The sequence below is a fragment of the Pantoea sp. AS142 genome (genome assembly GCF_037152305.1).
In the GTDB taxonomy this organism is placed as follows: Bacteria; Pseudomonadota; Gammaproteobacteria; order Enterobacterales; family Enterobacteriaceae; genus Pantoea.
Genome location: NZ_JBBCMO010000001.1, coordinates 708,608 through 733,049, shown reverse-complemented (window position 1 = coordinate 733,049; position 24,442 = coordinate 708,608). Strand labels below are relative to the sequence as shown.

The following is a 24,442-nucleotide window of genomic DNA, read 5'->3' as shown; positions in this document are numbered from 1 at the left end:
AATCCTCAAGGTAGTGATAGCGCCGGGCAGTCACTGCTTACCACGACGCCTTATGAGCCAGCCAGCGTTCCTGAAGTGCCCTCAGTTGCTGGGTATTGTTTTTCCAGCGATGCATCGCCTGCAGTTCATCGCGGGTAAACCTGCCCTGATGATACAACTGCGTAACCCGCTCTGACCCGACCGGGATCAGGTTATCCAGCACACTGATAGCGCCCTGACGCTGATTGCAGACCAGAATCATGTCACAACCGGCGGAGAGCGACTGTTGCGCCCGCTCAGGATAGCTTCCCATCACGGCGGCGCCCTCCATCGAAAGATCGTCTGAGAAAATAACGCCGTTAAAGTCAAGCTGCTCGCGCAACACGGTTTTAAGCCAGTACGGCGAACCACTGGCAGGCAGCGGGTCAACGTCGGTGTAGATGACGTGCGCGGGCATAATGGCATCCAGCGCCTGCTCGGTAATTAGCCTGCTGAAGATCGCCATGTCATGCTCACGCAGCGTTTTTTCGTCACGCGGATCGCGAGGCGTCTCTTTGTGCGAATCGGCGCTGACCGCGCCATGTCCGGGAAAATGTTTCCCGGTAGTCTTCATGCCTGCCTCGTGCATCCCCGCAATAAAGCGGCGGGCGACGGCAAGGGCGATGGTCGGGTCGGCATGGAATGCGCGGTCACCAATCGCCGCGCTAAGATGACCAATGTCGAGTACCGGCGCAAAGCTGATATCGATATCCATGGCAATCATCTCGGCTGCCATCTGCCATCCCGCCTGCTGCGCCCTCTCACCTGCTGTCTCTGCATCGTGCAGCGCGGCAAAGGATTGCATGGCGGGCAGTTGGGTGAAGCCGTCACGGAAACGCTGGACACGCCCCCCCTCCTGATCCACCGCAACCACCAGCCGGGTGTGAGAGGCGGCGCGGACCTGCCGCACCAGCTCTGCCAGCTGCGCCGGGTCATGATAATTTCGGGCAAATAAAATTAAACCGCCCACCAGCGGATGCTGCAGGATGTCGCGCTCTTCACCATCCAGTTCATAGCCCTCAACGTCAAGCATCAGAGGGCCGGGTAAATGTGATCTCATAACCTGAATCCTGTGGCGTTGCGCACCTGCGTAACGCGATTAAATCTGTTCCCAGCTCTGTCGAGCCATCTGTTGTAATGTTTCGTCGTCACCTTGGCCGGCACGGAACTGATACCAGCTGGCCATCAGTAACCGCAGCCAGGGCTGCCAGCGTCTGACCTGCTCTATTAGCGCGGGAAGTGGCAGCTGCATCAATGCGGCATACTCTGCCAGCCAGTCGGTCTGGTGTTGAGGATCGCTGGCACAGACGGCCGCCAGCTCCAGTGCCACATCACCGTCAGCGGCATATTCCCAGTCTATCAAACGCAGCCTCCCGGTTGCTTGTATGACATTCCCGGCATGCAGATCCATGTGCAACGGTGCCAGCCTCATCGGTTGGGGTTCTCCCTGCTGCGTCAGACGCCTGAGCGCCCGCAGCCAGCGGTGATGCCGCTGTGGAGTGATCTGCCAGTAGCGCCATAACAGCGGCAACAACTGCAGACGATAGCCGGTCAGCGGCTGCTGATGCAGCTGCCGCAACAGTGCCACGATCTGCGGACGCAGCTGGCTGAAGCGTTGTTCATCCAGCGCATCGCCTGCGCACCAGGTCAGCACGATTCCCTGACCATGGCCCGCCACGGGCTGCGGTGCCAGTCCACTGGCACGCAATTTTCGTAACAGACGGAATTCGCGCTGCCGATCCACAAACGGAATGGCCGGTTGCGGTGCCGCCCGGGCGATAAAGGCTCCACGCGGGCTGACAATCTTCTGGCTGTGTCCGGTCAGACCGGCCAGCGGGATAATGGATGTCTTTTCTGGTTCGCCGGTGACCTGCTGAATCATCCGCTGGAAAGCGGGATTAATGCTGTGCAATGCCGTTGCCGGACCAGATGATCTCGCCGGTCTGAACCAGCATCAGCTGCATTTGCAGGGTCGGTGCTTTGACATCGCCACGCGCGTTGCTGTAGAGCACATACTGAGCGTTAACGTTACGCGCCAGGCCAATCGCTTTACTGCGCGAGTTCAGGCTGTCATCTGGCGATAATCCCAGCGTCTGCTTGGCTTGTGCCAGTTGATCGGCGGAGACCAGGGTGAATTTGCCGTTGTTATTCAGCGCATTCTGGATAGCCGCCGTGGCTTTTTCGCTTTGCAGCGCACCGTTGGTGCTGTTTTTAATGCGATCGACCAGTAACACGCTGCCCGGCTCGGCACTGGCGGCCTGTAACATCTGTGCCACCAGCGGCTGAACACTGGCATCCCAGTTGATAGTGACCAGTTTCGGTGGCTGCGGCACGGGCTGCGGCTGCGGCACCGGCTCGGGTTGCGGAACAGGCTGAACCGGCTCTACAGGCTGAGTCGGTTCAACCGGTGCAGGCTGCTGCTGTTTCACTACACAGCCGGTCAGAATGAGCGCCATCAGGAGCGCTCCGGTACGATTAACACTGCGTATCACGTAGAAAATCCTTAAAGATAGAGATAAAGACGAACCTTGCTGGCAGTCAGGTTACCCAGTTGCGAGGTGGCGACAATGCTGCCCTGCGCCGGAACGGTGACAGTCTGTGCCGGTTCCTGTGGCGTAATTTCCAGACCTTTATCGTCATACCAGTAGTAACGATAGTGCACAATAACCGGTGTTTCGCGCTGATTATAGAGCACGCTGGTGGCACGCTTTAGTCCATCGTTCTCATCCAGCCTGGGTTCATCGGTAAAGATCCCCGCCGACAGCACAGAGGACTCCATCACCAGCGACTGTGAGGTATTGATCATCGGTTTATCACCGCTACAGCCCGTCAGGCATAGCAGGATCGGCAGGCCAGTCATCCAGGATCGCATAGCACGTTTCCGTTATCAGGTCAGTCAGAGAGCATCGGGCCCAGCGGTTCGCCGCCCAGCAGATGCATATGAAGGTGATAAACCTCCTGTCCACCATGTTGGTTGCAGTTCACAATCAGGCGATAACCATCTTGATCGATGCCTTCCTGACGGGCGATTTTCGCCGCGGTGGTGAACATGCGACCCAGCGCATGCTCATGCGCCGCTTCAACCTCATTGACGGTTGGGATCAGCACATTCGGCACGATTAAAATATGCGTCGGGGCTTTGGGCGAAATGTCGCGGAAGGCGGTGACCAGCTCATCCTGATAAACCACATCAGCGGGGATTTCGCGACGGATAATTTTACTAAAAATGGTTTCTTCAGCCATGATGCAATTCCTTTAGCCTGAGTCGTAATCGATCAGTATGCGGGAGAAATTTGTTTTCTTTCAACCTCAGGACCACTTTTCTTGCATTGTTCGCCTGCCTTTGCAGCAGCACTCCCTCTCCGTGAGTCTTACACCGTTCCTGATACTGGCAAAGCAACGGCCAAATCACAAAATGAAACGCTGTTTTATAAATTAGAATTCCGCCACCCTTTTCTTTGTCTGAGTGCCACTTCATCTCCAGCGGTAGCCAAATTGCGAAGGTTTAGCCGCCCCGTCAGTTCTACTTTGCTGATCAGTCCGGGTGCGCTGTCCGGCGTCATCAGGGATTCACTGCCATATCACATCAAGGAGCATCAGAAATGCGCTCGCGTAAAATTGGTCTTGGTCACTATCTGGCCTATGGTTCCGGAGATTTTCTCGGAGCAGGCACCACGGCGCTGACTGCTGCCTGGTTGCTCTACTTTTACACCACCTTTTGTGGATTAACCCCGATTCAGGCCACGCTGATCTTCGCCGCTGCCCGCGTGCTCGATGCCGTGGTCAGCCCACTGATGGGCTTTGTTACTGACAATTTTGGCTCGACCTGGCTGGGCAAACGTTTTGGTCGCCGCAAATTTTTTATCCTGCTTGGCATACCCTGTGTATTCAGTTATAGCCTGATGTGGATCAGCGACATGAGTTTCTGGTGGTATCTCTGCACTTACCTGCTGTTTGATATGGTCTACACCATGATCCTGGTGCCTTATGAAACGCTGGTGCCGGAAATGACCGACGATTTTAAACAGAAAACCCGGTTCTCCGGCGCCCGCATCGGCCTGGCACAGCTGTCGGCCATAATGGCCGCCTTTCTGCCTGGCATCCTGCTGGGCTTGCTTGGCAAAGACAATCCTCTCTCCTTTTTCTACGCCAGCCTGGTGTTCTCAGTGATCTGTGCGCTGGTGCTGACCCTGGTGTGGTGCTTTACCTGGGAGCGTCACCCCGATGACTTTTCCGCCGAATCACGCCGGGCAGAGCAGGAAAAGCAGCAGCTGACGCTGATGCAAGACCTCAAACGGCTTTATGTTGAGCTGGCCTCAACCTTACGCATCCGTATCTTCCGCCAGCACCTTGGCATGTATCTCGGCGGCTATATCGCCCAGGATGTGTTTAATGCCGTCTTTACCTGGTATGTGGTGTTTGTACTGATGCAGAGCGCACAGGTTGCCTCCAGCCTGATGGGCACCATGGCGGTGCTGCAATTTATTGCCGTGATGGCAATGATCCCGCTCTGCATCCGCATGGGACCTGCGCCCGCCTACCGTATGGTAGCCATACTCTTTGGCCTGGCGGCGCTCTCCTATGCCGGATTGTGGTATGCCGGAATGAACGACAATATGTCACTACTGTTGGTGATCTCTGCCCTGGCAGGCCTGGGACGTGGCGGTATCAACTATGTGCCGTGGAATACTTATACCTATATCGCCGATGTGGATGAGGTGATCACCGGCCAGCGCCGTGAAGGGATTTTTGCCGGCATCATGACCCTGACGCGTAAGGCGTCCCAGGCTGGCGCCGTGATGCTGGTCGGTATCGTGCTGCAGCTCTCCGGCTTTGTCTCTGGTCAGGCAGTCCAGGTTCCAGGCGTCAGCCACACTATTCTGGCGATTCTGAGCATCGGTACTGTGGCCGTGCTGGCCTGCGGCTTTATCGTGTCACTTCGCTTTAAGCTCAATCTGCAGACCCATACCGTGCTGCGCCTGGAGACGCTGAAGATGCGCGAGGCGGGCCGCATTGTGCCGGAAGGCATCTCCCCGGAAGCGCGCAGGATTGTTGAAACGCTGGCGGGCATGCCTTACGAAAATCTGTGGGGCAACAACAACATTGGCTTCCTTAATCGTCACAAGTCAGCGCCGGAAAAACTCTCCGCGCATCCCGCTATCACTCCTTCTTTAAACCCGACCTTCAAACGACAGGAATAAACCATGACTGTATTTCCCGTTAAGCACAGCACGTTATTGTGCCAACCTGAGCATTTGCTGCCGCGCAGCGAACTGGTACAGCTGATTCAAACGCTGACGCAAAATCTGGTTAACATCACCGATGAGACAGGCGAATTTTTATTACGGCTGGACGATGGCCGGGTGATTGATACCAAAGGCTGGGCGGGTTGGGAATGGACACATGGCATCGGTCTGTATGGCATGCTGCACTACTATCAGCAGACCGGTGACCCGCAGACGCTGGCGATCATTGATGAGTGGTTTACACAGCGTCTGGCGGAAGGCACGCCAACCAAAAATGTGAATACCGTGTGTCCCTTTCTGACACTGGCTTATCGTTACGAAGAGACCGGTAATCCGGCCTGGGTGCCGGTGTTGGAGCGCTGGGCTGAATGGGTCATGTATGAGATGCCTCGCACTGAACAGGGCGGACTGCAGCACATTGTCTATAACAATGAAAACACGCAGCAGCTCTGGGACGATACGCTGATGATGAGCGTAATGGCGCTGGCTAAAATTGGTCAGTTACTGAAGCACGATGAGTGGGTTGAGGAAGCGAGCTATCAGTTCCTGCTGCACACTCAGTATTTGATGGATCGCGAAACCGGCTTATGGTTTCACGGCTGGAACTTCGACGGTCGCCATAACTTCGCTAATGCGCGCTGGGCGCGCGGTAACAGCTGGGTAACGATTGTCATTCCCGACTTCCTGGAGATGATGAACTGGCCTGAGCATCACGCTACCCGCCGTTTCCTGCAGCAGGTGCTGGAGAGCCAGGTTAAAGCGCTGAAGGCCTGTCAGCACAGCAGTGGATTGTGGCATACCCTGCTCGATGATCCGCACAGCTACCCGGAAGCGTCTGCCACCGCAGGATTTGCCTATGGCATTCTGAAAGGGATTCGCAAGCGTTATCTGCCCGCAGAGTATCGTGAGGTGGCAGAAAAAGCGCTGCGCGGCGTGATTGCCAATATTGATAATGATGGTGAGCTGAAACAGGTCTCATTTGGTACTGCGATGGGTAATGACCTGGATTACTACCGTACTGTTCCACTGACCTCAATGCCCTATGGTCAGGCGATGGCACTCCTCTGTCTGACAGAGTATTTGCGCATTTACCTGTAAGGCCTGGCCAAAAAAAGCCCCGCTGAGCGGGGCTTCTTCATTTCTGTAGATCATTACATGCTGCGGATGTAATCATCCATATCAGTTTTCAGGTTATCGGATTTCGTACCGAAAATCGCCTGTACACCGGAACCCGCTACCACTACGCCACGGGCGCCGAGGTTTTTCAGTTCAGTCTGATCCACTTTCGCTACATCGGCAACGCTGACGCGTAAGCGAGTGATACAGGCATCCAGGTTAGTGATGTTCTCTTTCCCACCAAACGCCGCGACCAGTTTGCCCGCCATCTCTGAACCGGTCGCAGAAGATTGCTCGCTGCTGCTGCTCTCTTCACGGCCAGGCGTTTTCAGATCCAGCTTAGCGATCAGTACGCGGAATACGGTGTAGTAAATCAGGCCATAGATGATACCGACAATCGGGAACAGCCAGATTTTGCTACTGTTGCCGCTCAGCACGATAAAGTCGATCAGACCGTGTGAGAAGCTGGTGCCATCACGCATACCCAGCAGGATGCAGATTGGGAACGCCAGCCCCGCCAGCAGCGCATGGATCACATAAAGGATGGGTGCCACGAACATGAATGAGAATTCAATCGGTTCGGTGATACCGGTCAGGAATGCGGTCAGCGCGGCGGAGATCATGATACCGCCCACTTTAGCGCGATTTTCAGGCTTCGCTGAATGCCAGATAGCAATCGCTGCCGCTGGCAGACCGTACATTTTGAACAGGAAGCCGCCAGAGAGTTTACCAGCGGTCGGGTCACCCGCCATATAGCGCGGGATATCACCGTGGAACACCTGACCTGCCGCATTGGTGTATTCACCGATCTGCATCTGGAAAGGAACGTTCCAGATGTGATGCAGACCAAATGGCACCAACGCACGTTCAATTACGCCATAAATACCAAAGGCGACAACCGGGTTTTGATACGCTGCCCACTGCGAGAATTCCTGAATCGCGGAACCTATCGGTGGCCAGATAAAGGAGAGCAGTACGCCGAGAATGATAGCTGCCAGACCGGAAATAATCGGCACAAAACGCTTACCGGCAAAGAAGCCCAGATATTCTGGCAGCTTGATGCGGTAGAAGCGATTAAACATGTAAGCAGCGATGGAACCGGCGATAATACCGCCGAGCACCCCGGTATCAGCGAGGTGTTTAGCCTCGATCTCCGCCGCAGGAAGATGCAACACCAGCGGTGCAACTACCGCCATGGTTTTCACCATGATGCCATAGGCGACAACCGCGGCCAGCGCCGACACGCCGTCGTTATTAGTAAAGCCCAGCGCCACACCAATAGCGAAAATCAGCGGCATGTTGGCGAACACCGATCCGCCCGCTTCTGCCATCACATGCGAAACCACTGCAGGTAACCAGCTGAAATTGGCTGAACCGACCCCTAACAAAATACCGGCAATCGGCAGAACCGATACCGGCAGCATCAGCGATTTACCGACCTTTTGAAGGTTGGCAAAAGCATTTTTGAACATAGCGTAAAGCTCCTGAGTATGAGTGCATATTTGCGCAGTGCGCATGGCAAAGAGGGAGGATTCTTTGCCGGGCTGGCGGTGACCGCCTTTTGATTTATTACGAAGGGTAAAATAAATCCCAATTTGTTACTTTGACGGCTATCACGTTTCGACAATCACCGGCGCGCACTTTACGAAATTACTCGCTGATTCGCACCAGTAATCGAAGGTAAAAAGCTGACCCTGTCTGAAAAAACAGGGTCATATAAGCTGGTTACAGATTAATTACAGAGACTGAAATAAAAGCCGGTCAGGCACCCAGCTGGCTCATCGGGATATGAAACAGCGTTGAGAAGTTTTGGGTAGTGGTGGCGGCCAGCGTTTCCATATCAACCCCTTTTAAAACGGCCAGATATTCGGCAACATCGCGCGTATAAGCGGGCTGATTCTCTTTCCCGCGATAAGGCACAGGTGCCAGATAAGGCGAATCCGTTTCAACCAGCATCCGATCCAGCGGCACATAACGCGCAGCGTCACGTATCTGTTCGGCATTGCGGAAAGTTACGATACCGGAAAAAGAGATATAGAAGCCCATATCCAGCAGTTTGGCAGCGGTGGGCTGATCCTCGGTGAAGCAGTGCAGCACGCCGCCGCAACGTTCAACCTGCTCTTCGCGCAGAATTGCCAGCGTATCTTCGCGTGCATCACGGGTATGGACGATGATCGGTTTGTTCAGCGCGATACCGGTACGGATATGTTCCCGGAACGAATGCTGCTGCTGAACTTTCGTTTCTGGCTGATAGTGATAATCCAGCCCGGTTTCACCCAGCGCCACCACCCGGGGATCGGCAGAAAGCCGGCGAAACTCATCGACGTCATAGACCTCCTCCTGATTCAGCGGATGCACACCACAGGAGAGCGCAATATTGTTCCGATCGCCGACCAGACTTTTCAGTGTATGGAAACCTGGCAGCGTGGTAGCGATGGCCAGCATAAATTTCACATCACGTGCCGCCGCTTTGGCGATCACATCATCAAGGTCACGATGGTGCTTTTCATAATCCAGGCCATCAAGATGGCAATGGGAATCGACAATAAACATAATTACTCTCAGATAGGTTTAGCCAACCAGCACGGGCTTTTGTTTATCCGCCCAGCTCAGAAGCTGATCGGTCAGCAATAATTCGCGATTCACTGACGCCACATGCAGTAACTGCTCGCGACAGCGCATCCACGCCTGGGTGCTGCTGTTGAGCGCGCTGGCTGAAAAGGATTCTGCCAGCAACTGCACCACATCCTGACGATCACTATTACTCAGCCACTGGCCCGCATTTTGCTGCCATTTCATCGCGTCCAGCAACAAAGCAAGCAGCCAGCCGATACGCGCTGCGGCATCGTCAGCATTCAGCGCAGGCAACAATTGCAGGATGTCCTGCTGCAAGGCAGCGGGCAACGCATCACAGAGTTTTTGCCTGGCCTGCCACGGCCCGGTTTCCAGCAGGCTCAGCGCTGCTCCGGGTGCCCCCGCACTCAGGCGCAGGGCGGCCAGCAGCATCTGTTCATCGTGCGAAGACTGCTTCTTCAGCCAGAGCAGACTTTGTCCTTCGTCGGGCGGCGTCAGATGCAGCGTCATGCAGCGACTACGTAATGTGGCCAGCAGGCGTGAGGGATCTCGGCTGCTGAGTAAGAACCAGCTATTTGCTGGCGGCTCTTCCAGGGTTTTCAGTAAGGCATTGGCCGCCGCTTCTGAAAGCTGCGCGGCATCCGGTAGCCAGACCACTTTTGCGCCGCCCTGCTGACCAAAGTGATACATTTTTTCCGTCACCTGGCGCACCGCATCGATGCCCAGGGTGCTTTTGCCCTTCTCCGCCTCAAGCCGATACCAGTCAGGATGGGTATTGGCCTGCATCAGCTGGCAACCGTGGCACTGTCCGCAACTTTTCAGGCCATCCGGCCGCTGGCACATCAGCCAGCGGCTCATCCCCCAGACCAGCGCCTCATCGCCCACGCCTGCCATCGCCTGGATTAGCAGCGCATGATGCGCGCGATTCTCCTGATGCTGGCGAATCACCTGGCGGTAAGGCTGATTTAGCCACGGATACCAGTTCATCACGCCTGCTCCGCCAGCCAGTTATCCAGCGCCGCCTGAAGTGACGCGGTCACATCTGTCAGCGATTGTGTGGCATCAATGGTGATGATGGTGGGATCTTCTGCTGCCAGCGCCAGATAGCGCGCGCGGGTGCGTTCAAAGAAGCGTAGCGATTCCTGCTCAATGCGATCCAGTTCACCGCGCGCACGGGCACGCTGCAGACCGATGTCTGGTGTCACATCAAGATAGAGCGTCAGATCGGGACGGAAATCGCCTAAGACGGCATCGCGCAGCATCTTCATCATATTGCTGTCAAGACCACGACCGCCACCCTGGTAAGCCTGAGAGGAGAGATCGTGACGATCGCCGATCACCCAGGAACCACAAGCCAGCGCTGGTTTAATGACTGTTTCCACCAGCTGAACTCGCGCCGCATAGAGCATCAGCAGCTCCGCTTTATCCGTAACCTGATCACCCTCAATACCCTGCTTAACCAGCACCCGCAGTTGTTCAGCCAGCGGCGTACCACCAGGCTCGCGGGTAAAGACCAGATCGTTGATGCCACGGGCGCGCAGAGTGGCGACGATAGCGTCACGCGCGGTGGTTTTTCCGGCACCTTCCAGGCCTTCAATGACGATAAACTTACTGTTCATTTTTTTCCTTAAGCGTCTGCCGGTAGGCCTGCACCGCCTTGTTATGACTGGCAAGATTAGTGGTAAAGGTATGTCCGCCCTTGCCGTCCGCAACAAAGTAGAGATAGTTGGTTTTCTCGGGATGGGCCGCTGCCTGCAGTGAGGCTTTACCCGGCATGGCGATCGGTCCCGGCGGCAGACCGTTAATCATATAGGTATTGTAAGCGCTGGCGGTCTCAAGATCTTTGCGGGTCAGCATGCCGTTATAGCTGTCACCCATACCGTAGATTACGGTGGGATCGGTTTGCAACCGCATACCGGTGCGCAGGCGGTTGATAAACACCGAGGCTACGCGCGCGCGCTCTTCGCTGACGCCGGTCTCTTTTTCAATGATTGAGGCCATCGTCACCAGATCCTGTGGGGTTTTATAGGGCAGATTATCCGCCCGTCCCTGCCACACCTCATCAATGGTTTTTTTCATCCGATCATGAGCGCGCTGCAGCAGCGCCATATCGGTGGTGTTCGCCGTATAGAGATAGGTGTCCGGGAAGAAGTTGCCCTCCAGTTGCTCTGGCTGCACTTTCAGTGCGCTGGCAAGGGTAACGAACTGATCATCTTTCAGGGTGTGCCGGATATAGGCCGCTTTACGCAGCTCACTCAGCCACTCTTTCAACCGCTGGCCCTCCACGAACCGCACCGGGAACTGCGCCTCTTTACCACTAGCCAGCAGCTGTAAAAGCGAGCGAACCGTCATGGTCGGCTCAAGGCGATAAGTACCCGCCTTGAAGGTCGCCAGTTCCGGTTCCAGACGCAGGAGCGCGCCAAACCAGAAAGTGTGCGGAATGATCTTCTTCTCTTCCAGCTGCGCTTCAAGTGCGACCCGGCCAGTGCCGGCAGGCAGTGTAAAGATCGTTTCCTGCTGCAGGGTTAACGGTGTAGCCGCAAACTGTTTAACCTGCCAGTAACTCAGCACAGCAGCGAGACCCACAATCGCCAGCAGACTGACGAGAATTTTTTTGCTCAGAATCATGATGCGTCCATTATCTTTTCACAGCTTGCGTGCAACTGATTAAACAGCGAACGCTCAGTAAACCGTACCGCTTCTATCTGTCGGACCGGCAGAACCGGCATCAGCGCGTTACATATCACCACTTCATCGGCGGCCAGCAGCTGCGCCGGTTCGCTTTTTATCACCTGGCAAGCCTGTCCTGCGGCGGCAAGTTGCGCCATCAGACTCCGCCGCATAATGCCATCCACGCCCGATGCTGAAAGATCAGGCGTAAAAATCTGCGTGCCCTGTCGCCAGAATAAATTGGCCGCACAGCATTCCACCACCCAACCTTCAGTGTCAAGCACCAGCGCCTCGTCGGCGTCTGTCTGGTCAAGATGAGCCCGGATCATCACCTGCTCCAGACGGTTAAGGTGCTTGATCCCGGCAAACTGAGGGTTTTGCGCCAGCCGAATCGGGCTGAGACTGAGTAAAGCACCCCGCTGTTGTAACCCGGCGTAGTGTTGCGGACACGGCGCCAGCGAGACGATCCGCGTGGGTTCACCACCGCCACGCCGGCTGTAGCCCCGTCCTCCGCTGCCCGCGCTGATAATCACTTTCAGCACTGCCTGGGTTTGTTGCTGCGCAGCCTGTTTCATCTCCGTTTCAAGCTGATGCCAGTCGACACCACTGATCCATAACCGCTCACATCCCGCCCTGAGGCGCTGGATGTGACTCTCCAGCATCACGATTTTACCCTGACGCACGGCAGCGGTGGTAAAGCAGCCATCCCCAAACTGCAGGCCGCGGTCGTTGGCGGTCAGCGTCGATTGTTTGAATCCGTTAATCAACATCGTTTTCTCCTGAGCGTGACTCATAATTTCAGCGCGTTCTGCAGGATAAAAAAAGGCCCGCATCGCGGGCCTCTTTAGTAATCTACAACGATTACACTTTACGGAAGATCAACGAACCGTTAGTTCCGCCGAAACCGAAGGAGTTACACAGGGTATACGTCAGATTGGAAACCTGACGCGCGGTGTGAGGAACGAAGTCGAGATCGCAGCCCTCATCCGGATTGTCGAGGTTAATGGTCGGTGGAACAGCCTGGTCGCGCAGCGCCAGAATCGAGTAGATCGATTCAACAGCGCCTGCCGCACCCAGTAGATGCCCGGTCATTGATTTGGTCGAGCTCACCATCACACTGCTGGCTGCAGCACCAAAGACCGATTTCACCGCCCGCGCTTCTGCTTTATCACCCGCTGGCGTAGAGGTACCGTGCGCATTGACATAGCCGATCTGCTCTGGCGTCAGCTGAGCATCACGCAGTGCATTGATCATTGCCGCCGCTGCGCCTGAACCATCTTCTGGTGGTGAAGTCATGTGGTAGGCATCGCTGCTCATACCAAAACCTACAACTTCTGCGTAGATTTTCGCACCACGTTTCTTCGCATGTTCGTACTCTTCGAGTACTACAATGCCAGCACCATCCCCCAACACAAAACCGTCGCGATCTTTATCCCACGGGCGGCTGGCCGCCTGCGGGTTATCGTTACGGGTTGAGAGGGCGCGTGCTGCACCAAAACCACCGACGCCTAATGGTGTACTGGCTTTCTCTGTACCACCCGCCAGCATCACGTCAGCATCGTTATAGGCGATGATACGTGCGGCATGACCGATGTTATGTACACCAGAGGTACAGGCTGTCGCGATAGAGATGCTTGGACCTTTCAGGCCATACATGATGGTGAGATGACCCGCCACCATGTTAACAATGGTTGAAGGCACAAAGAACGGACTGATTTTGCGTGGGCCGCCGTTGACCAGTGAAGTATGATTCTCTTCAATCAGACCTAAGCCACCGATACCGGAACCAATCGCTGCGCCCATACGGCCTGCATTTTCATCGGTCACGACCAGACCACTGTCCTGCATGGCCTGAATACCGGCCACAATGCCGTATTGGATGAATTCATCCATCTTGCGCTGATCTTTGCGCGAGATGTAGTCATCACAATTAAAATCTCTTACCAGACCTGCAAAACGGGTTGCATAAGCACTGGTATCAAAATGGTCGATCAGGGTAATGCCGCTCTGACCGGCAAGGAGAGCACTCCAGGTAGACTCTACGGTATTGCCGACAGGAGACAACATGCCAAGACCAGTCACAACTACACGACGCTTAGACACGTTCGTCCTCCAGGGAGGGGAAATAGGGAACTATGTGGGACAAACAAAAAAATCAGGCGGTCGAGCGACCGCCTGAAGATATTCATTAGCCTTTATGGCTATTGATATAGTCGATCGCTGCCTGAACGGTAGTGATTTTCTCAGCTTCTTCGTCTGGAATCTCAGTATCAAACTCTTCTTCCAGAGCCATCACCAGCTCAACGGTATCAAGAGAATCGGCACCCAGGTCTTCTACGAAAGATGCAGAGTTGGTGACTTCTTCCTCTTTCACACCCAGCTGCTCACTGATGATTTTCTTAACGCGTTGTTCGATATCGCTCATACTATTTAATTTCCTATCAAAACTCGCTTTCGCGATGGTTTTCGTAGTGTATAAAATGGTGAAAAAGATGCAACAAAATCCCGGCTGGTCGAACCACGATTTTGCGTTATTTTGCGGTTTTAACCGCAAATAAAGCAAATGATTTCGTGATTTATCAAACCATGTACATTCCGCCATTGACGTGCAGCGTTTCACCAGTGATGTAGGCTGCTTCGTCAGAGGCTAAAAATGCCACAGCATTGGCGATTTCCTGAGCATCACCTAAGCGACCCGCAGGGACTTCCGCCAAAATACCGGAACGTTGATCTTCGTTCAGTGCCCGCGTCATGTCAGTCTCAATAAAGCCTGGAGCCACGACGTTGACGGTAATGCCACGTGACGCGATTTCGCGCGCCAGTGATTTGCTAAAGCCAATTAAACCCGCTTTTGCTGCCGCGTAGTTTGCCTGTCCCGCGTTACCCATGGTTCCAACAACGGAACCGATGGTGATGATACGGCCCACGCGCTTTTTCATCATGGCACGCAGTACCGCCTTAGAAAGGCGGAATACCGATGTGAGGTTGGTATCCAGGATATCCTGCCACTCATCGTCCTTCATGCGCATGAGAAGATTATCACGCGTAATGCCTGCATTATTGACTAAAATATCCACTTCGCCAAATTCAGCGCGAATATTCTCTAAAACAGTGTTGATTGACTCAGCATCTGTCACGTTCAGTAACAGGCCTTTGCCCTTGTCGCCAAGGTAAGCACTGATGGCATCGGCGCCACTCTGGCTGGTCGCAGTACCTACCACTCTGGCACCACGTGCCGCCAGTGTTTCTGCGATCGCACGACCAATGCCGCGACTCGCGCCGGTAACCAGCGCAACTTTACCTTCAAAGCTCATGATTTCCCTCTTATTCCTTACCGAGTGCAGCCGTCAGTGATGCCGTATCGTTAACGGCAGCCGCTGTCAGGCTATCGACAATACGTTTCGTCAGTCCGGTCAGGACTTTGCCTGGACCCATCTCCAGGAGCTGCGTCACGCCCTGTGCCGCCATCGCTTCCACGCTCTCGGTCCAGCGAACCGGGCTGTAAAGCTGGCGTACCAGCGCATGACGGATGGCCGCAGCGTCGGTTTCAGCCTTCACATCGACGTTGTTAATCACGGGCACCGCAGGCGCATTGAAGGTGATGTTCTCAAGCGCAACCGCCAGTTTATCGGCAGCAGGCTTCATTAGTGCGCAGTGAGAGGGAACGCTGACCGGCAGCGGTAAGGCACGTTTAGCGCCTGCCGCTTTACAGGCGGTACCCGCACGCTCAACGGCTTCTTTGTTGCCCGCAATGACCACCTGGCCCGGCGAATTGAAGTTAACCGGTGAGACCACCTGACCCTGCGCGCTCTCTTCACAGGCTTTACGGATAGCCGCGTCATCGAGGCCAATAATCGCCTGCATTGCGCCAGTGCCTTCTGGCACTGCTTCCTGCATGAGTTTGCCACGCAGTTCAACCAGCTTCACGGCATCCGCAAAGTTAAGCACACCCGCGCAAACCAGCGCTGAATATTCGCCCAGGCTGTGACCCGCCATAAGCACTGGCTTTTCACCACCTTGCTGCTGCCAGACACGGTAGATTGCCACCGAGGCAGCTAACAGCGCAGGCTGTGTCTGCCAGGTTTTGTTAAGCGCTTCAGCCGGACCCTGACTCACTAACTGCCAGAGATCATATCCCAGCGCGTCAGAGGCCTCACGGAAGGTCTCTTCAACCAGCGGATACGTTGCCGCTAATTCAGTCAGCATGCCCACGGTCTGTGAACCCTGACCGGGAAAAACAAATGCAAATTGCGTCATCTTTCGTTCCTGTCAATCAAAAGCGAACCAGCGCAGAACCCCAGGTGAATCCACCACCAAAGGCTTCCAGCAGAATAAGGTGTCCGGGTTTGATGCGGCCATCACGAACCGCTTCATCCAATGCGCTTGGCACCGATGCGGCAGAGGTATTGCCATGGCGATCCAGGGTGACGACCACTTTATCCATGGTCATGCCGAGTTTTTTCGCGGTGGCGCTGATAATGCGCAGGTTCGCCTGATGTGGCACCAGCCAGTCCAGCCTTTCCCGGTCGAGATTATTCGCCTGCAGCGTTTCATCAACGATATGTGCCAACTCGGTCACGGCGACCTTGAAGACTTCGTTGCCTGCCATGGTGACGTAAGCAGGCTGATCCTGATGTGCACGATCCTGATAAGGCAGCGTCAGAAGCTGCGCATAGCGACCATCAGCATGAAGGTGGGTAGAGATAATCCCCTGCTCTTCGCTCTGCCCCAGAACGACCGCGCCTGCACCATCACCAAACAGGATGATAGTGCCACGATCATCCGGATCAAGTGCGCGCGCCAGTACATCAGCGCCAATCACCAGAGCATGCTTGACTGCGCCATTTTTGATGTATTGATCGGCCACGCTCAGCGCATAGGTAAAACCTGCGCAGGCGGCAGCGAGGTCAAACGCCGCGCAGTCTTTGATCTCCAGCATTTGCTGTATCATGCAGGCGGAGCTGGGGAAAGCATGGCTGGAAGAGGTTGTGGCGACAATAATCAGCCCAACCTCGTTCGCTTCAATGCCTGCCATTTCAAGGGCGCGTTGCGCCGCGCTAAATCCCATGGTGGCGACAGTTTCGTCAGGCGCAGCAATACGACGCTCACGGATGCCGGTACGGGTAACAATCCACTCGTCCGACGTCTCCACCATTTTTTCCAGATCGGCATTGGTGCGAACCTGGCTGGGCAGATAACTGCCCGTACCGATAATTTTGGTATACATCTAGGCTTTGTCACTCCTGGCTAATACAGCATCAAGGCGCGCAGCAATTCGTTCGGGAATTTGCTGCCTCACCGCCTGCTCTGCCTGTTCTATCGCCACGGCGAAGGCGCGCTGATTTGCTGCGCCGTGACTCTTGATCACTGTTCCGCGCAATCCTAACAGACAAGCGCCATTGTACTGGTCAGGGTTGAGATGCCCGAAGCGCTTCGCCAGACGTTTCTGAATCCAGCGTCCCAGCAACGTCAGCCACCATGACCGTTTTTTACCTTCCCCTGATGACTTCAGCAGAGAAAGAAACATTCTTACTACGCCTTCCATCGTCTTCAGCGTGACGTTTCCAACAAAACCGTCACAGACCATCACATCCGTTTTACCGGTGAGTAACTCGTTACCTTCAAGGTAACCAATATAGTTGATTTGCGGTGATTCTCGCAGCATTACCGCGGCGTCGCGGATGGTTTCCAGCCCTTTGGTCTCTTCATGACCAATATTGAGCAGCGCGACACGTGGACGTGGAATACCAAGCACATACTCAGCCATCACCGACCCCATCACGGCAAACTGCACCAGCATTGCACTGTCTGAGCCAACATTCGCGCCCAGATCCAGCACCACAGTTTTACCCTGTTGCTGGTGCGGTAAAATGGACATCAGCGCCGGGCGTTTAATACCTTCCAGCGGTTTTAATACGATTGTCGACAGCCCCATCAGCGCACCGGTATTTCCGGCGCTGATACAGGCCTGAGCACGTCCCTCTTTAACCATCTCCAGTGCGACACGCATTGAGCTGCCGCGACTGTTGCGGATGGCCTGAGCGGGCCGCGCATCACTTGCAATAACCGATTCGGCAGGGATGACCTGCAAACGCCCCATCAGGGAGGAATCCGCTTTGGCAAGCAATGGCATGAGGGTGTCGGGATGTCCGACAAGAAGAAGGAATAGTTCCGAATGAGAGGCCAGTGCCTGCAATGCTGCAGGCACTGTCACGCAGGGACCGAAATCCCCGCCCATGGCATCAATCGCCAGGGTCAAACGTGTCAAGGTATCGCCTTGCTAAGCAAGAAACTTACTTAACGATAACCTTGCGACCGCGGTAGTAACCGTCCGCAGTGATGTGGTGACGCAGATGAGTTTCGCCAGAAACTTTATCTACTGACAGAGCAGCAGTGGTCAGCGCATCGTGCGAACGACGCATACCACGCTTAGAACGGGTGGGTTTATTCTGTTGTACGGCCATGGACCTTACTCCTATTACTTACGCTTTAAACTGGCTAATACGGCAAATGGATTTGGTTTCTCCGCCTCTGCAGGCAGTTTACCAAAGACCATGTCCGCCTCGGACACTTCACAGTGTTCAGAATCGTGCACCGGAACGACCGGCAGGGCGAGAATCAGTTCATCCTCGACAACTGCCAGCAAATCGATTTCACCAAACTCGTTGACATCGACCGGCTCGTACGCTTCCGGCAATGCCTCGGCCTGCTCTTCAGAAGAGACAGGGCTGAAGCAATAACTTACTTGTACGTGATGGGGAAAGGTCTGGTTGCAGCGCTGGCAACGCAACGTCACGTGTACTTCAGCAGTACCCGTCAGTACTGCCAGACGTTGGTTATCAACCGCAAACGACATGGCACAATCCACATCACTGTCCACACTAACGACCGACTCGGCCACACGCTCCACCTGTACTGATGTGTAGACACCCTGATAATCAAGGCGCTTCTGAGCGGTGCGGACAGGGTCCAGCGTTAGGGGTAATTTTACCTTTTGCATAGGGCGCGCATATTAACTTTGTAATGTCATAGAGTCAAAGAAAAAGGCCGTTAAACAGCATCTTTCAACCACTATTCGCATCCAGTGCGGCGCACAGTTTAAAATGACTGTCACCAATTCGCTATCACTATTGAAAAAAAATGACGCCATCGATTCTTTTAGCTTCAACCTCGCCTTATAGACAGGCATTACTGCACAAACTGGGCCTGCCTTTTATTACCGCCGCGCCAGAGATTGATGAATCACCACAGCACGATGAAACCGCTGAAGCGCTGGTGACACGTCTTGCTATGGCGAAAGCGCAGGCGCTGGCAGATCGCTATCCCCAACACTGGATTATCGGTTCCGACCAGGTCTGCGTGCTCGATGGCCAGATTACCGGAAAACCACATACGACTGATAATGCGCGGGCGCAACTGCGTGCCGCCAGCGGTAAGGCCATTACTTTTTACACCGGCCTGGCACTTTTTCATCCAGCCAGTGGCCAGCTGCTGCAGTGTTATGAACCCTTTGTAGTTCATTTTCGCACCTTAACCGACGCTGAAATTGCAGGCTATGTGGAAAAGGAGCAACCGCTTCAGTGTGCAGGTAGCTTTAAAAGTGAAGGGCTGGGTATTTGTCTGTTTGAACGGCTGGAGGGACGCGATCCCAATACGCTGATCGGACTGCCGCTGATTGCGCTAAACGGGATGTTGCAGCAGGCCGGCATCAATCCTTTAACGAACTAATACCGGCAAGCGTTTATGCTTTTAGCTGACGCAACTTAAGCAAACACTGCTTGAGGCCATCATCCAGTGGCGCGTCGACCCGCATCACTTCGCCGGTTCCGGGATGGGTAAAGGTCAGCGCCGCAGCGTGCAGGAACAGACGTTTTAAACCAGTTGCCGCCAGCTGACTGTCAAAGTCACGTTCTCCGTAGCGATCGTCAAAGGCAATAGGATGGCCGGCATGCAGCGTATGCACACGAATCTGGTGGGTGCGTCCGGTGACCGGACTCGCTTTCACCAGCGTGGCAAAGTCGAACCGCTCTTCCACTTTAAAGCGAGTTTCAGAAGCTTTGCCTTCGCTGCTGACACGCACTACGCGTTCACCGCTCTGCAGGATATTTTTCAGCAGTGGCGCCTGAACCACCTTCAGGTGTGACGGCCAGTTGCCACGCACCAGAGCCAGATAATCTTTCTGCATCCCCTTTTCACGCAGTTGCTCATGCAGGGAACGCAGCGCTGAGCGCTTTTTTGCGACCAGCAAAATGCCTGAGGTGTCACGATCCAGGCGATGCACCAGTTCCAGAAACCGCGCTTCAGGTCGCAAAGCGCGTAACCCTTCGATTACACCGAAGCTGAGTCCACTGCCGCCATGCACGGCGGTGCCGGAAGGCTTGTTCATCACCAGCAGCGACTCATCCTCAAAAAGGATGGCATCTGCCAGTGACGCGACTTTCGCCAGCTTCGGTGAAACAGCGTCTTCGTCGCGTTCCGCTACCCGAACCGGCGGAATACGCACCTCATCGCCCTCCTCCAGCTTATACTCGGGTTTGACGCGCTTTTTATTCACGCGTACCTCGCCTTTGCGTACGATGCGATAAATCATGCTCTTTGGCACACCCTTGAGCTGGGTGCGCAAAAAGTTATCAATGCGTTGTCCGGCATTTTCAGCCGTGATGGCGACAAAATGTACGCCGGGATTCTCTGTTTTCATGGCGGCGATTCTAAATAGTGTCCCCGGATAGCGCCACCCCTTTTTCTGTGCTTAACTCTGGGGTTACTGTGACGGTAGCAGCCCGGCTGCTGGCTTTTTCAGCAAAGCGCTGCTTTGTCCGACACATTAGCGGTTTACATGTAAAGAAACTTCACAAGCTGGCTAAAGTCGCCTTGCTATATGAAGGTTAGCAATGGAATAATGCTCGAGTTTCTTACCTGAAGCATTTCAGGGCAGAAAAAGAGCGAAATTGTCATTTTGCCGGATTGAGCAGACACGCAGCAATGGCGTAAGACGTAATGCGAAATCAGGCACTTAGCGGGCTGCGGGTTGCGGCCTGGACAACAGTATGGGATGCACGGGTTTTGTTTAATCTCTCAGGCATTTCCACTATCTGGTGCTGTTTTCCCTTATGAAAAACAGGCCACCGACGTTATTTGCGCCCCTCGCGCGGTCGACAGCCGTGAGGTTGACGACATTGCACTAAGTCACGGGGCCATCGGTTGATACTCGTCCAGGGTAACTATGCCCGCAGCTGTAATCACTCATGAAAGAATAACGAGTAAGTCACGATGAAAAGAATGTTAATAAACGCAACTCAGCAGGAGGAGTTGCGCGTTGCCCTGGTTGACGGTCAGCGTCTGTACGATCTGGATATTGAAAGCCCTGGACACGAACAGAAAAAAGCCAACATTTACAAAGGTAAAATCACGCGCATTGAACCCAGCCTTGAAGCTGCGTTTGTCGATTACGGCGCAGAGCGTCACGGTTTCCTCCCGTTAAAAGAAATCTCCCGCGAATACTTTCCCTCCAGCTATAACGCGCATGGTCGTCCGAATATTAAAGACGTGCTGCGTGAAGGTCAGGAAGTCATTGTTCAGATCGATAAAGAGGAACGCGGCAACAAAGGGGCTGCGCTGACGACCTTTATCTCTCTGGCGGGCAGCTACCTGGTATTGATGCCGAATAACCCGCGTGCGGGCGGTATCTCTCGCCGCATAGAAGGTGACGATCGTACCGAACTGAAAGAAGCGCTGTCGGCACTGGAACTGCCGGAAGGCATGGGCCTGATTGTCCGCACTGCAGGCGTCGGCAAATCAGCCGAATCGCTGCAGTGGGATTTAAGCTTCCGCCTCAAACACTGGGAAGCTATCAAGAAAGCGGCTGAAAACCGCCCTGCTCCGTTCCTGATCCATCAGGAAAGCAACGTGATTGTGCGTGCCTTCCGCGACTATCTGCGTCAGGACATCGGTGAAATTCTTATCGATAATCCGAAAGTACTGGAACTGGCGCGTCAGCATATCGCTGCGCTGGGTCGTCCGGACTTTAGCAGCAAAATTAAGCTCTACACCGGTGAAATCCCGCTGTTCAGCCACTATCAAATCGAATCGCAAATCGAATCCGCTTTCCAGCGTGAAGTCCGCCTGCCTTCCGGTGGCTCGATCGTTATCGACAGTACTGAAGCGCTGACCGCTATCGATATCAACTCAGCACGCGCGACGCGCGGCGGTGACATCGAAGAGACGGCGTTTAACACTAACCTTGAAGCGGCCGATGAGATTGCTCGTCAGTTGCGCCTGCGTGATCTGGGCGGCCTGATCGTTATCGATTACATCGATATGACGCCGGTACGCCATCAGCGTGCGGTTGAGAATCGTCTGCGTGAAGCTGTCCGTCAGGACCGCGCCCGCATTCAGATTAGCCATATTTCACGTTTCGGCCTGCTGGAGATGTCCCGTCAGCGTCTGAGCCCGTCATTGGGTGAATCCAGTCATCACGTCTGCCCACGCTGTAGCGGTACCGGCACTATCCGTGATAACGAGTCACTGGCGCTGTCGATCCTGCGTCTGATTGAAGAAGAAGCGCTGAAAGACAACACGAAAGAAGTTCACGCTATTGTTCCGGTTCAGGTGGCCTCTTACCTGCTGAACGAAAAACGTGATGCGGTTAACGCCATTGAAAAACGCCAGGGCGGTGTGCGTGCAATCATTGTTCCTGATGACAAAATGCAGACCCCACACTACTCCGTACTGCGTGTCCGCAAAGGCGAAGAGACGCAGACCCTGAGCTATCATCTGCCGAAGCTGCATGAAGCTGAAATGGCGATGCCGTCGGAAGAAGAACATGCTGAACGCCGTCGTCCTGAGCAACCTGCTCTGGCCGCCTTTGTGATGCCTGATGCGCCTCCGGCACCGGTTGAAATTGAGCCAGAAGCGCAACGCGCTGAAGCCCAGCCGGCAGCAAAAGCAGCACCGGCTGTGGCTGCGCCTGCTACCGTCAGCACCGGTTTCTTCGGACGTTTGCTTGGCGGCCTGAAAAAAATGTTCGCAGGTGAAGACGCCCCTGCTGCCGCGCCAGTAGCCACTGAGGTTGCTGAGCCGCAGAAAGCCGCTGAGAGCGAGCAGGAGAACAGCAGCGGCCGTGGCGAGCGTCGCAGCAACAATAACAACCGTCGTAACAACAATCGTCGTGAGCGTACCCCGCGTAATGGAGATAACGCACAGTCGCGTGAAGGCCGTGAACCACGCGAAAGTCGTGAACCGCGTGAAAGCCGTGAACCGCGCGAAAGCCGCGAGCCACGTGAAAATCGCGAGTCGCGTGATGGCAACGACAACCGCCGCAACAAGCGTCAGTCCCAGTCTGGTGAAGTTCGCGAAGAGCGACCGGCACTGAGCGAAGAAGCACGCCAGCAGCGTGATGAGCAGCAGCAACAGCGCCGTGAACAGCGTGCTGAGCGTCAGCGTCGTCGTCAGGAAGAGAAACGTGCCGGTGAAGAAGCGGCCAAAGTCGCTGAGCAACCGGCAGTGGTGGCGGAAGCTCTGGACGTGACCGAGCCACAGGATGATGAGCGCGTACAGGTTATGCCGCGTCGTAAGCCGCGTCAGCTGAACCAGAAGGTACGTGTTGATGATAACCGTCCGCCGATGCCAGCCGAAGCCAGCGACATCGCCCAACCGGCTGAAGTGCGCCAGCCTCAACTGACGGAGGTTTCTCAGCTGCAGCCTGAATTGAAGGCACCGCAGAATGAAGAGCAGGATGACAACGACAACCGCGATAACGCCAATATGCCGCGTCGCTCACGTCGTTCACCTCGTCATCTGCGCGTCAGCGGACAGCGTCGTCGTCGTTACCGTGATGAGCGTTACCCGACTCAGTCAGCAATGCCTCTGGCCGCTGCGGCTGCCTCACCAGAGATGGCATCCGGTAAAGTCTGGATCCGTTACCCGGTGAGCCAGGCCAGCGAAGAGCAGGTTCAGAATGTGACTCACGAAACACCCGCCTACCACCACGAAGAGACAGCAGACGTCACCCGTGCGCTGCCAGTGGCTTCCGCAGTTGAATCTGTTGCTCAGGACGCACCGGTACAACAGGCAGAAACGCCTGTACCGGTCGTCAACACTGACGATACCCGTGCTATCGACGCCCCGGTTGACGAACAGCCTTCTGTTGTTCCAGCTGCCGATGAAGCGAAAGCGGAAGCTGTAGCGGCTGAAGCGGTGCCTGCTGAGCCGGTCGCTGAAGCTCCGGTTGCGACACCTGCGGATGAGACTGCGCAGCCTGAAGTTGTTGGACAGCCTGAAGCGGTTGAACAGCCTGAAGTTGTTGGAGAGCCTGAAGCGGTTGAACAGCCTTCAGAGGTTGCTGAGGTTGCTGAGCAGTCAGCGACTGATGTCAGCGAAGAGATCGCAGCCGAGGTGGAAGAAGTCCTGAAAGCGCCGGTCGCAGCAGAAGCCGAAACAGCGCACGTTCGCGAACCTCATGCTCCGGTTGCCGCACGCGATATCGCGCCTGCAGCCCCGGTGACTGCGGCCGAACCTGTTGCATCAGTGCCTGCAGCTGCAACTGTGCCGAATGACGGGACGCGCTGGAAGCACTTTGCCTCTGCGCCGATGACGAAAGCCCCTGCGCCAGTCTGGCAGTCAGAACCTACTCCGCACAGTGACTGGGTGCGAGCACCGTATGAGTTCGACGGTCGTGGTTCTGCGGGTGGTCATAGCGCCACACATCAGGCGACTGCCCCGGCAACCAAGCCCTAACGCATAAGCAGTTGTAAACTCAACCCCGGCCTGATGGCCGGGGTTTTTTTATGGCTGCGGCGCGGGCCGTCAGCCGGACATAA

Annotated in this window: 24 protein-coding genes; 4 read left to right on the top strand and 20 right to left on the bottom strand. The window is 55.1% G+C overall.

Annotated elements, in window-relative coordinates:
* Positions 1-37: 37 nt before the first annotated feature.
* From nagZ to hinT, 5 genes are read right to left on the bottom strand one after another with little or no spacing between them, the layout of a single operon-like run.
* Positions 38-1,078 carry a beta-N-acetylhexosaminidase gene (gene nagZ, locus WFO64_RS03735; protein WP_337009037.1) on the bottom strand — a complete coding sequence of 347 codons (1,041 nt, stop codon included), beginning with the start codon at positions 1,076-1,078 and terminating at the stop codon, positions 38-40.
* A gap of 39 nt (positions 1,079-1,117) precedes the next feature.
* A complete protein-coding gene (thiK, locus tag WFO64_RS03730) occupies positions 1,118-1,900 on the bottom strand; it encodes a thiamine kinase (protein ID WP_337009500.1) in 783 nt (260 codons plus the stop codon).
* Between the two features lie 16 nt (positions 1,901-1,916).
* On the bottom strand, positions 1,917-2,510 hold the full coding sequence (gene lpoB / locus WFO64_RS03725; protein WP_337009035.1) for a penicillin-binding protein activator LpoB: 594 nt from the start codon (positions 2,508-2,510) through the stop codon (positions 1,917-1,919).
* Between the two features lie 11 nt (positions 2,511-2,521).
* Positions 2,522-2,890, bottom strand: coding sequence for a YcfL family protein (locus WFO64_RS03720; RefSeq protein WP_337009033.1), 369 nt, complete (start codon positions 2,888-2,890; stop codon positions 2,522-2,524).
* Positions 2,891-2,910: 20 nt separating this feature from the next.
* On the bottom strand, positions 2,911-3,261 hold the full coding sequence (hinT, locus tag WFO64_RS03715; RefSeq protein WP_337009031.1) for a purine nucleoside phosphoramidase: 351 nt from the start codon (positions 3,259-3,261) through the stop codon (positions 2,911-2,913).
* Between the two features lie 359 nt (positions 3,262-3,620).
* On the opposite strand from hinT, the gene WFO64_RS03710 reads away from it, so the two are divergent.
* Together WFO64_RS03710 and bglB are read left to right on the top strand one after the other, a co-directional pair.
* Positions 3,621-5,219 (top strand): MFS transporter, encoded by a 1,599-nt coding sequence (locus WFO64_RS03710; RefSeq protein WP_337009030.1) that lies wholly within the window; start codon positions 3,621-3,623, stop codon positions 5,217-5,219.
* Positions 5,220-5,222: 3 nt separating this feature from the next.
* Complete coding sequence (bglB, locus tag WFO64_RS03705; protein WP_337009028.1) at positions 5,223-6,362, top strand: beta-galactosidase BglB; 1,140 nt, start codon at positions 5,223-5,225, stop codon at positions 6,360-6,362.
* Positions 6,363-6,415: 53 nt separating this feature from the next.
* Here bglB and ptsG read toward each other — a convergent pair whose 3' ends face one another.
* The 14 genes from ptsG to yceD all read right to left on the bottom strand — a co-directional run bounded on the left by ptsG (position 6,416) and on the right by yceD (position 18,624).
* Positions 6,416-7,852 (bottom strand): PTS glucose transporter subunit IIBC, encoded by a 1,437-nt coding sequence (gene ptsG, locus WFO64_RS03700; RefSeq protein WP_337009027.1) that lies wholly within the window; start codon positions 7,850-7,852, stop codon positions 6,416-6,418.
* 289 nt (positions 7,853-8,141) lie between these two features.
* Positions 8,142-8,933 (bottom strand): metal-dependent hydrolase, encoded by a 792-nt coding sequence (locus WFO64_RS03695; protein WP_337009024.1) that lies wholly within the window; start codon positions 8,931-8,933, stop codon positions 8,142-8,144.
* A gap of 18 nt (positions 8,934-8,951) precedes the next feature.
* A complete protein-coding gene (gene holB, locus WFO64_RS03690) occupies positions 8,952-9,941 on the bottom strand; it encodes a DNA polymerase III subunit delta' (protein WP_337009499.1) in 990 nt (329 codons plus the stop codon).
* Positions 9,941-10,573, bottom strand: a complete 633-nt coding sequence (gene tmk / locus WFO64_RS03685; protein WP_337009022.1) for a dTMP kinase — start codon at positions 10,571-10,573, stop codon at positions 9,941-9,943. The genes holB and tmk overlap by 1 nt, the downstream gene beginning before the upstream one ends.
* Positions 10,563-11,582: an endolytic transglycosylase MltG gene (mltG, locus tag WFO64_RS03680; protein WP_337009020.1), complete on the bottom strand. Its 1,020-nt coding sequence runs from the start codon at positions 11,580-11,582 to the stop codon at positions 10,563-10,565. Before mltG ends, tmk begins: the two co-directional genes overlap by 11 nt.
* The gene (pabC, locus tag WFO64_RS03675; RefSeq protein ID WP_337009018.1) at positions 11,579-12,394 is read right to left on the bottom strand and encodes an aminodeoxychorismate lyase; all 816 of its coding nucleotides are present in this window, start codon (positions 12,392-12,394) and stop codon (positions 11,579-11,581) included. The genes mltG and pabC overlap by 4 nt, the downstream gene beginning before the upstream one ends.
* Positions 12,395-12,485: 91 nt before the next feature.
* On the bottom strand, positions 12,486-13,727 hold the full coding sequence (gene fabF, locus WFO64_RS03670; RefSeq protein WP_337009016.1) for a beta-ketoacyl-ACP synthase II: 1,242 nt from the start codon (positions 13,725-13,727) through the stop codon (positions 12,486-12,488).
* 85 nt (positions 13,728-13,812) lie between these two features.
* The gene (acpP, locus tag WFO64_RS03665; RefSeq protein WP_003849865.1) at positions 13,813-14,049 is read right to left on the bottom strand and encodes an acyl carrier protein; all 237 of its coding nucleotides are present in this window, start codon (positions 14,047-14,049) and stop codon (positions 13,813-13,815) included.
* A 154-nt stretch (positions 14,050-14,203) separates the two neighbouring features.
* A complete protein-coding gene (fabG, locus tag WFO64_RS03660; protein WP_337009014.1) occupies positions 14,204-14,938 on the bottom strand; it encodes a 3-oxoacyl-ACP reductase FabG in 735 nt (244 codons plus the stop codon).
* A gap of 10 nt (positions 14,939-14,948) precedes the next feature.
* Positions 14,949-15,881 carry an ACP S-malonyltransferase gene (gene fabD / locus WFO64_RS03655; protein ID WP_337009012.1) on the bottom strand — a complete coding sequence of 311 codons (933 nt, stop codon included), beginning with the start codon at positions 15,879-15,881 and terminating at the stop codon, positions 14,949-14,951.
* A 16-nt stretch (positions 15,882-15,897) separates the two neighbouring features.
* Entirely contained in the window at positions 15,898-16,851 is a 954-nt protein-coding gene (locus WFO64_RS03650) for a beta-ketoacyl-ACP synthase III (RefSeq protein WP_337009010.1), read from the bottom strand.
* Positions 16,852-17,892 (bottom strand): phosphate acyltransferase PlsX, encoded by a 1,041-nt coding sequence (gene plsX / locus WFO64_RS03645; protein WP_337009008.1) that lies wholly within the window; start codon positions 17,890-17,892, stop codon positions 16,852-16,854.
* Between the two features lie 25 nt (positions 17,893-17,917).
* Positions 17,918-18,088, bottom strand: coding sequence for a 50S ribosomal protein L32 (rpmF, locus tag WFO64_RS03640; protein WP_003849870.1), 171 nt, complete (start codon positions 18,086-18,088; stop codon positions 17,918-17,920).
* Between the two features lie 14 nt (positions 18,089-18,102).
* Positions 18,103-18,624, bottom strand: coding sequence for a 23S rRNA accumulation protein YceD (gene yceD / locus WFO64_RS03635; protein ID WP_337009006.1), 522 nt, complete (start codon positions 18,622-18,624; stop codon positions 18,103-18,105).
* 140 nt (positions 18,625-18,764) lie between these two features.
* Between yceD and WFO64_RS03630 the strand changes: the two genes are divergently transcribed.
* Positions 18,765-19,352, top strand: coding sequence for a Maf family protein (locus WFO64_RS03630; protein WP_337009004.1), 588 nt, complete (start codon positions 18,765-18,767; stop codon positions 19,350-19,352).
* A 13-nt stretch (positions 19,353-19,365) separates the two neighbouring features.
* Here the strand turns inward: WFO64_RS03630 and rluC are convergent, their stop codons facing one another.
* On the bottom strand, positions 19,366-20,322 hold the full coding sequence (rluC, locus tag WFO64_RS03625; RefSeq protein ID WP_337009002.1) for a 23S rRNA pseudouridine(955/2504/2580) synthase RluC: 957 nt from the start codon (positions 20,320-20,322) through the stop codon (positions 19,366-19,368).
* A gap of 572 nt (positions 20,323-20,894) precedes the next feature.
* On the opposite strand from rluC, the gene rne reads away from it, so the two are divergent.
* A complete protein-coding gene (gene rne / locus WFO64_RS03620; protein WP_337009000.1) occupies positions 20,895-24,359 on the top strand; it encodes a ribonuclease E in 3,465 nt (1,154 codons plus the stop codon).
* Positions 24,360-24,442: the final 83 nt, after the last annotated feature.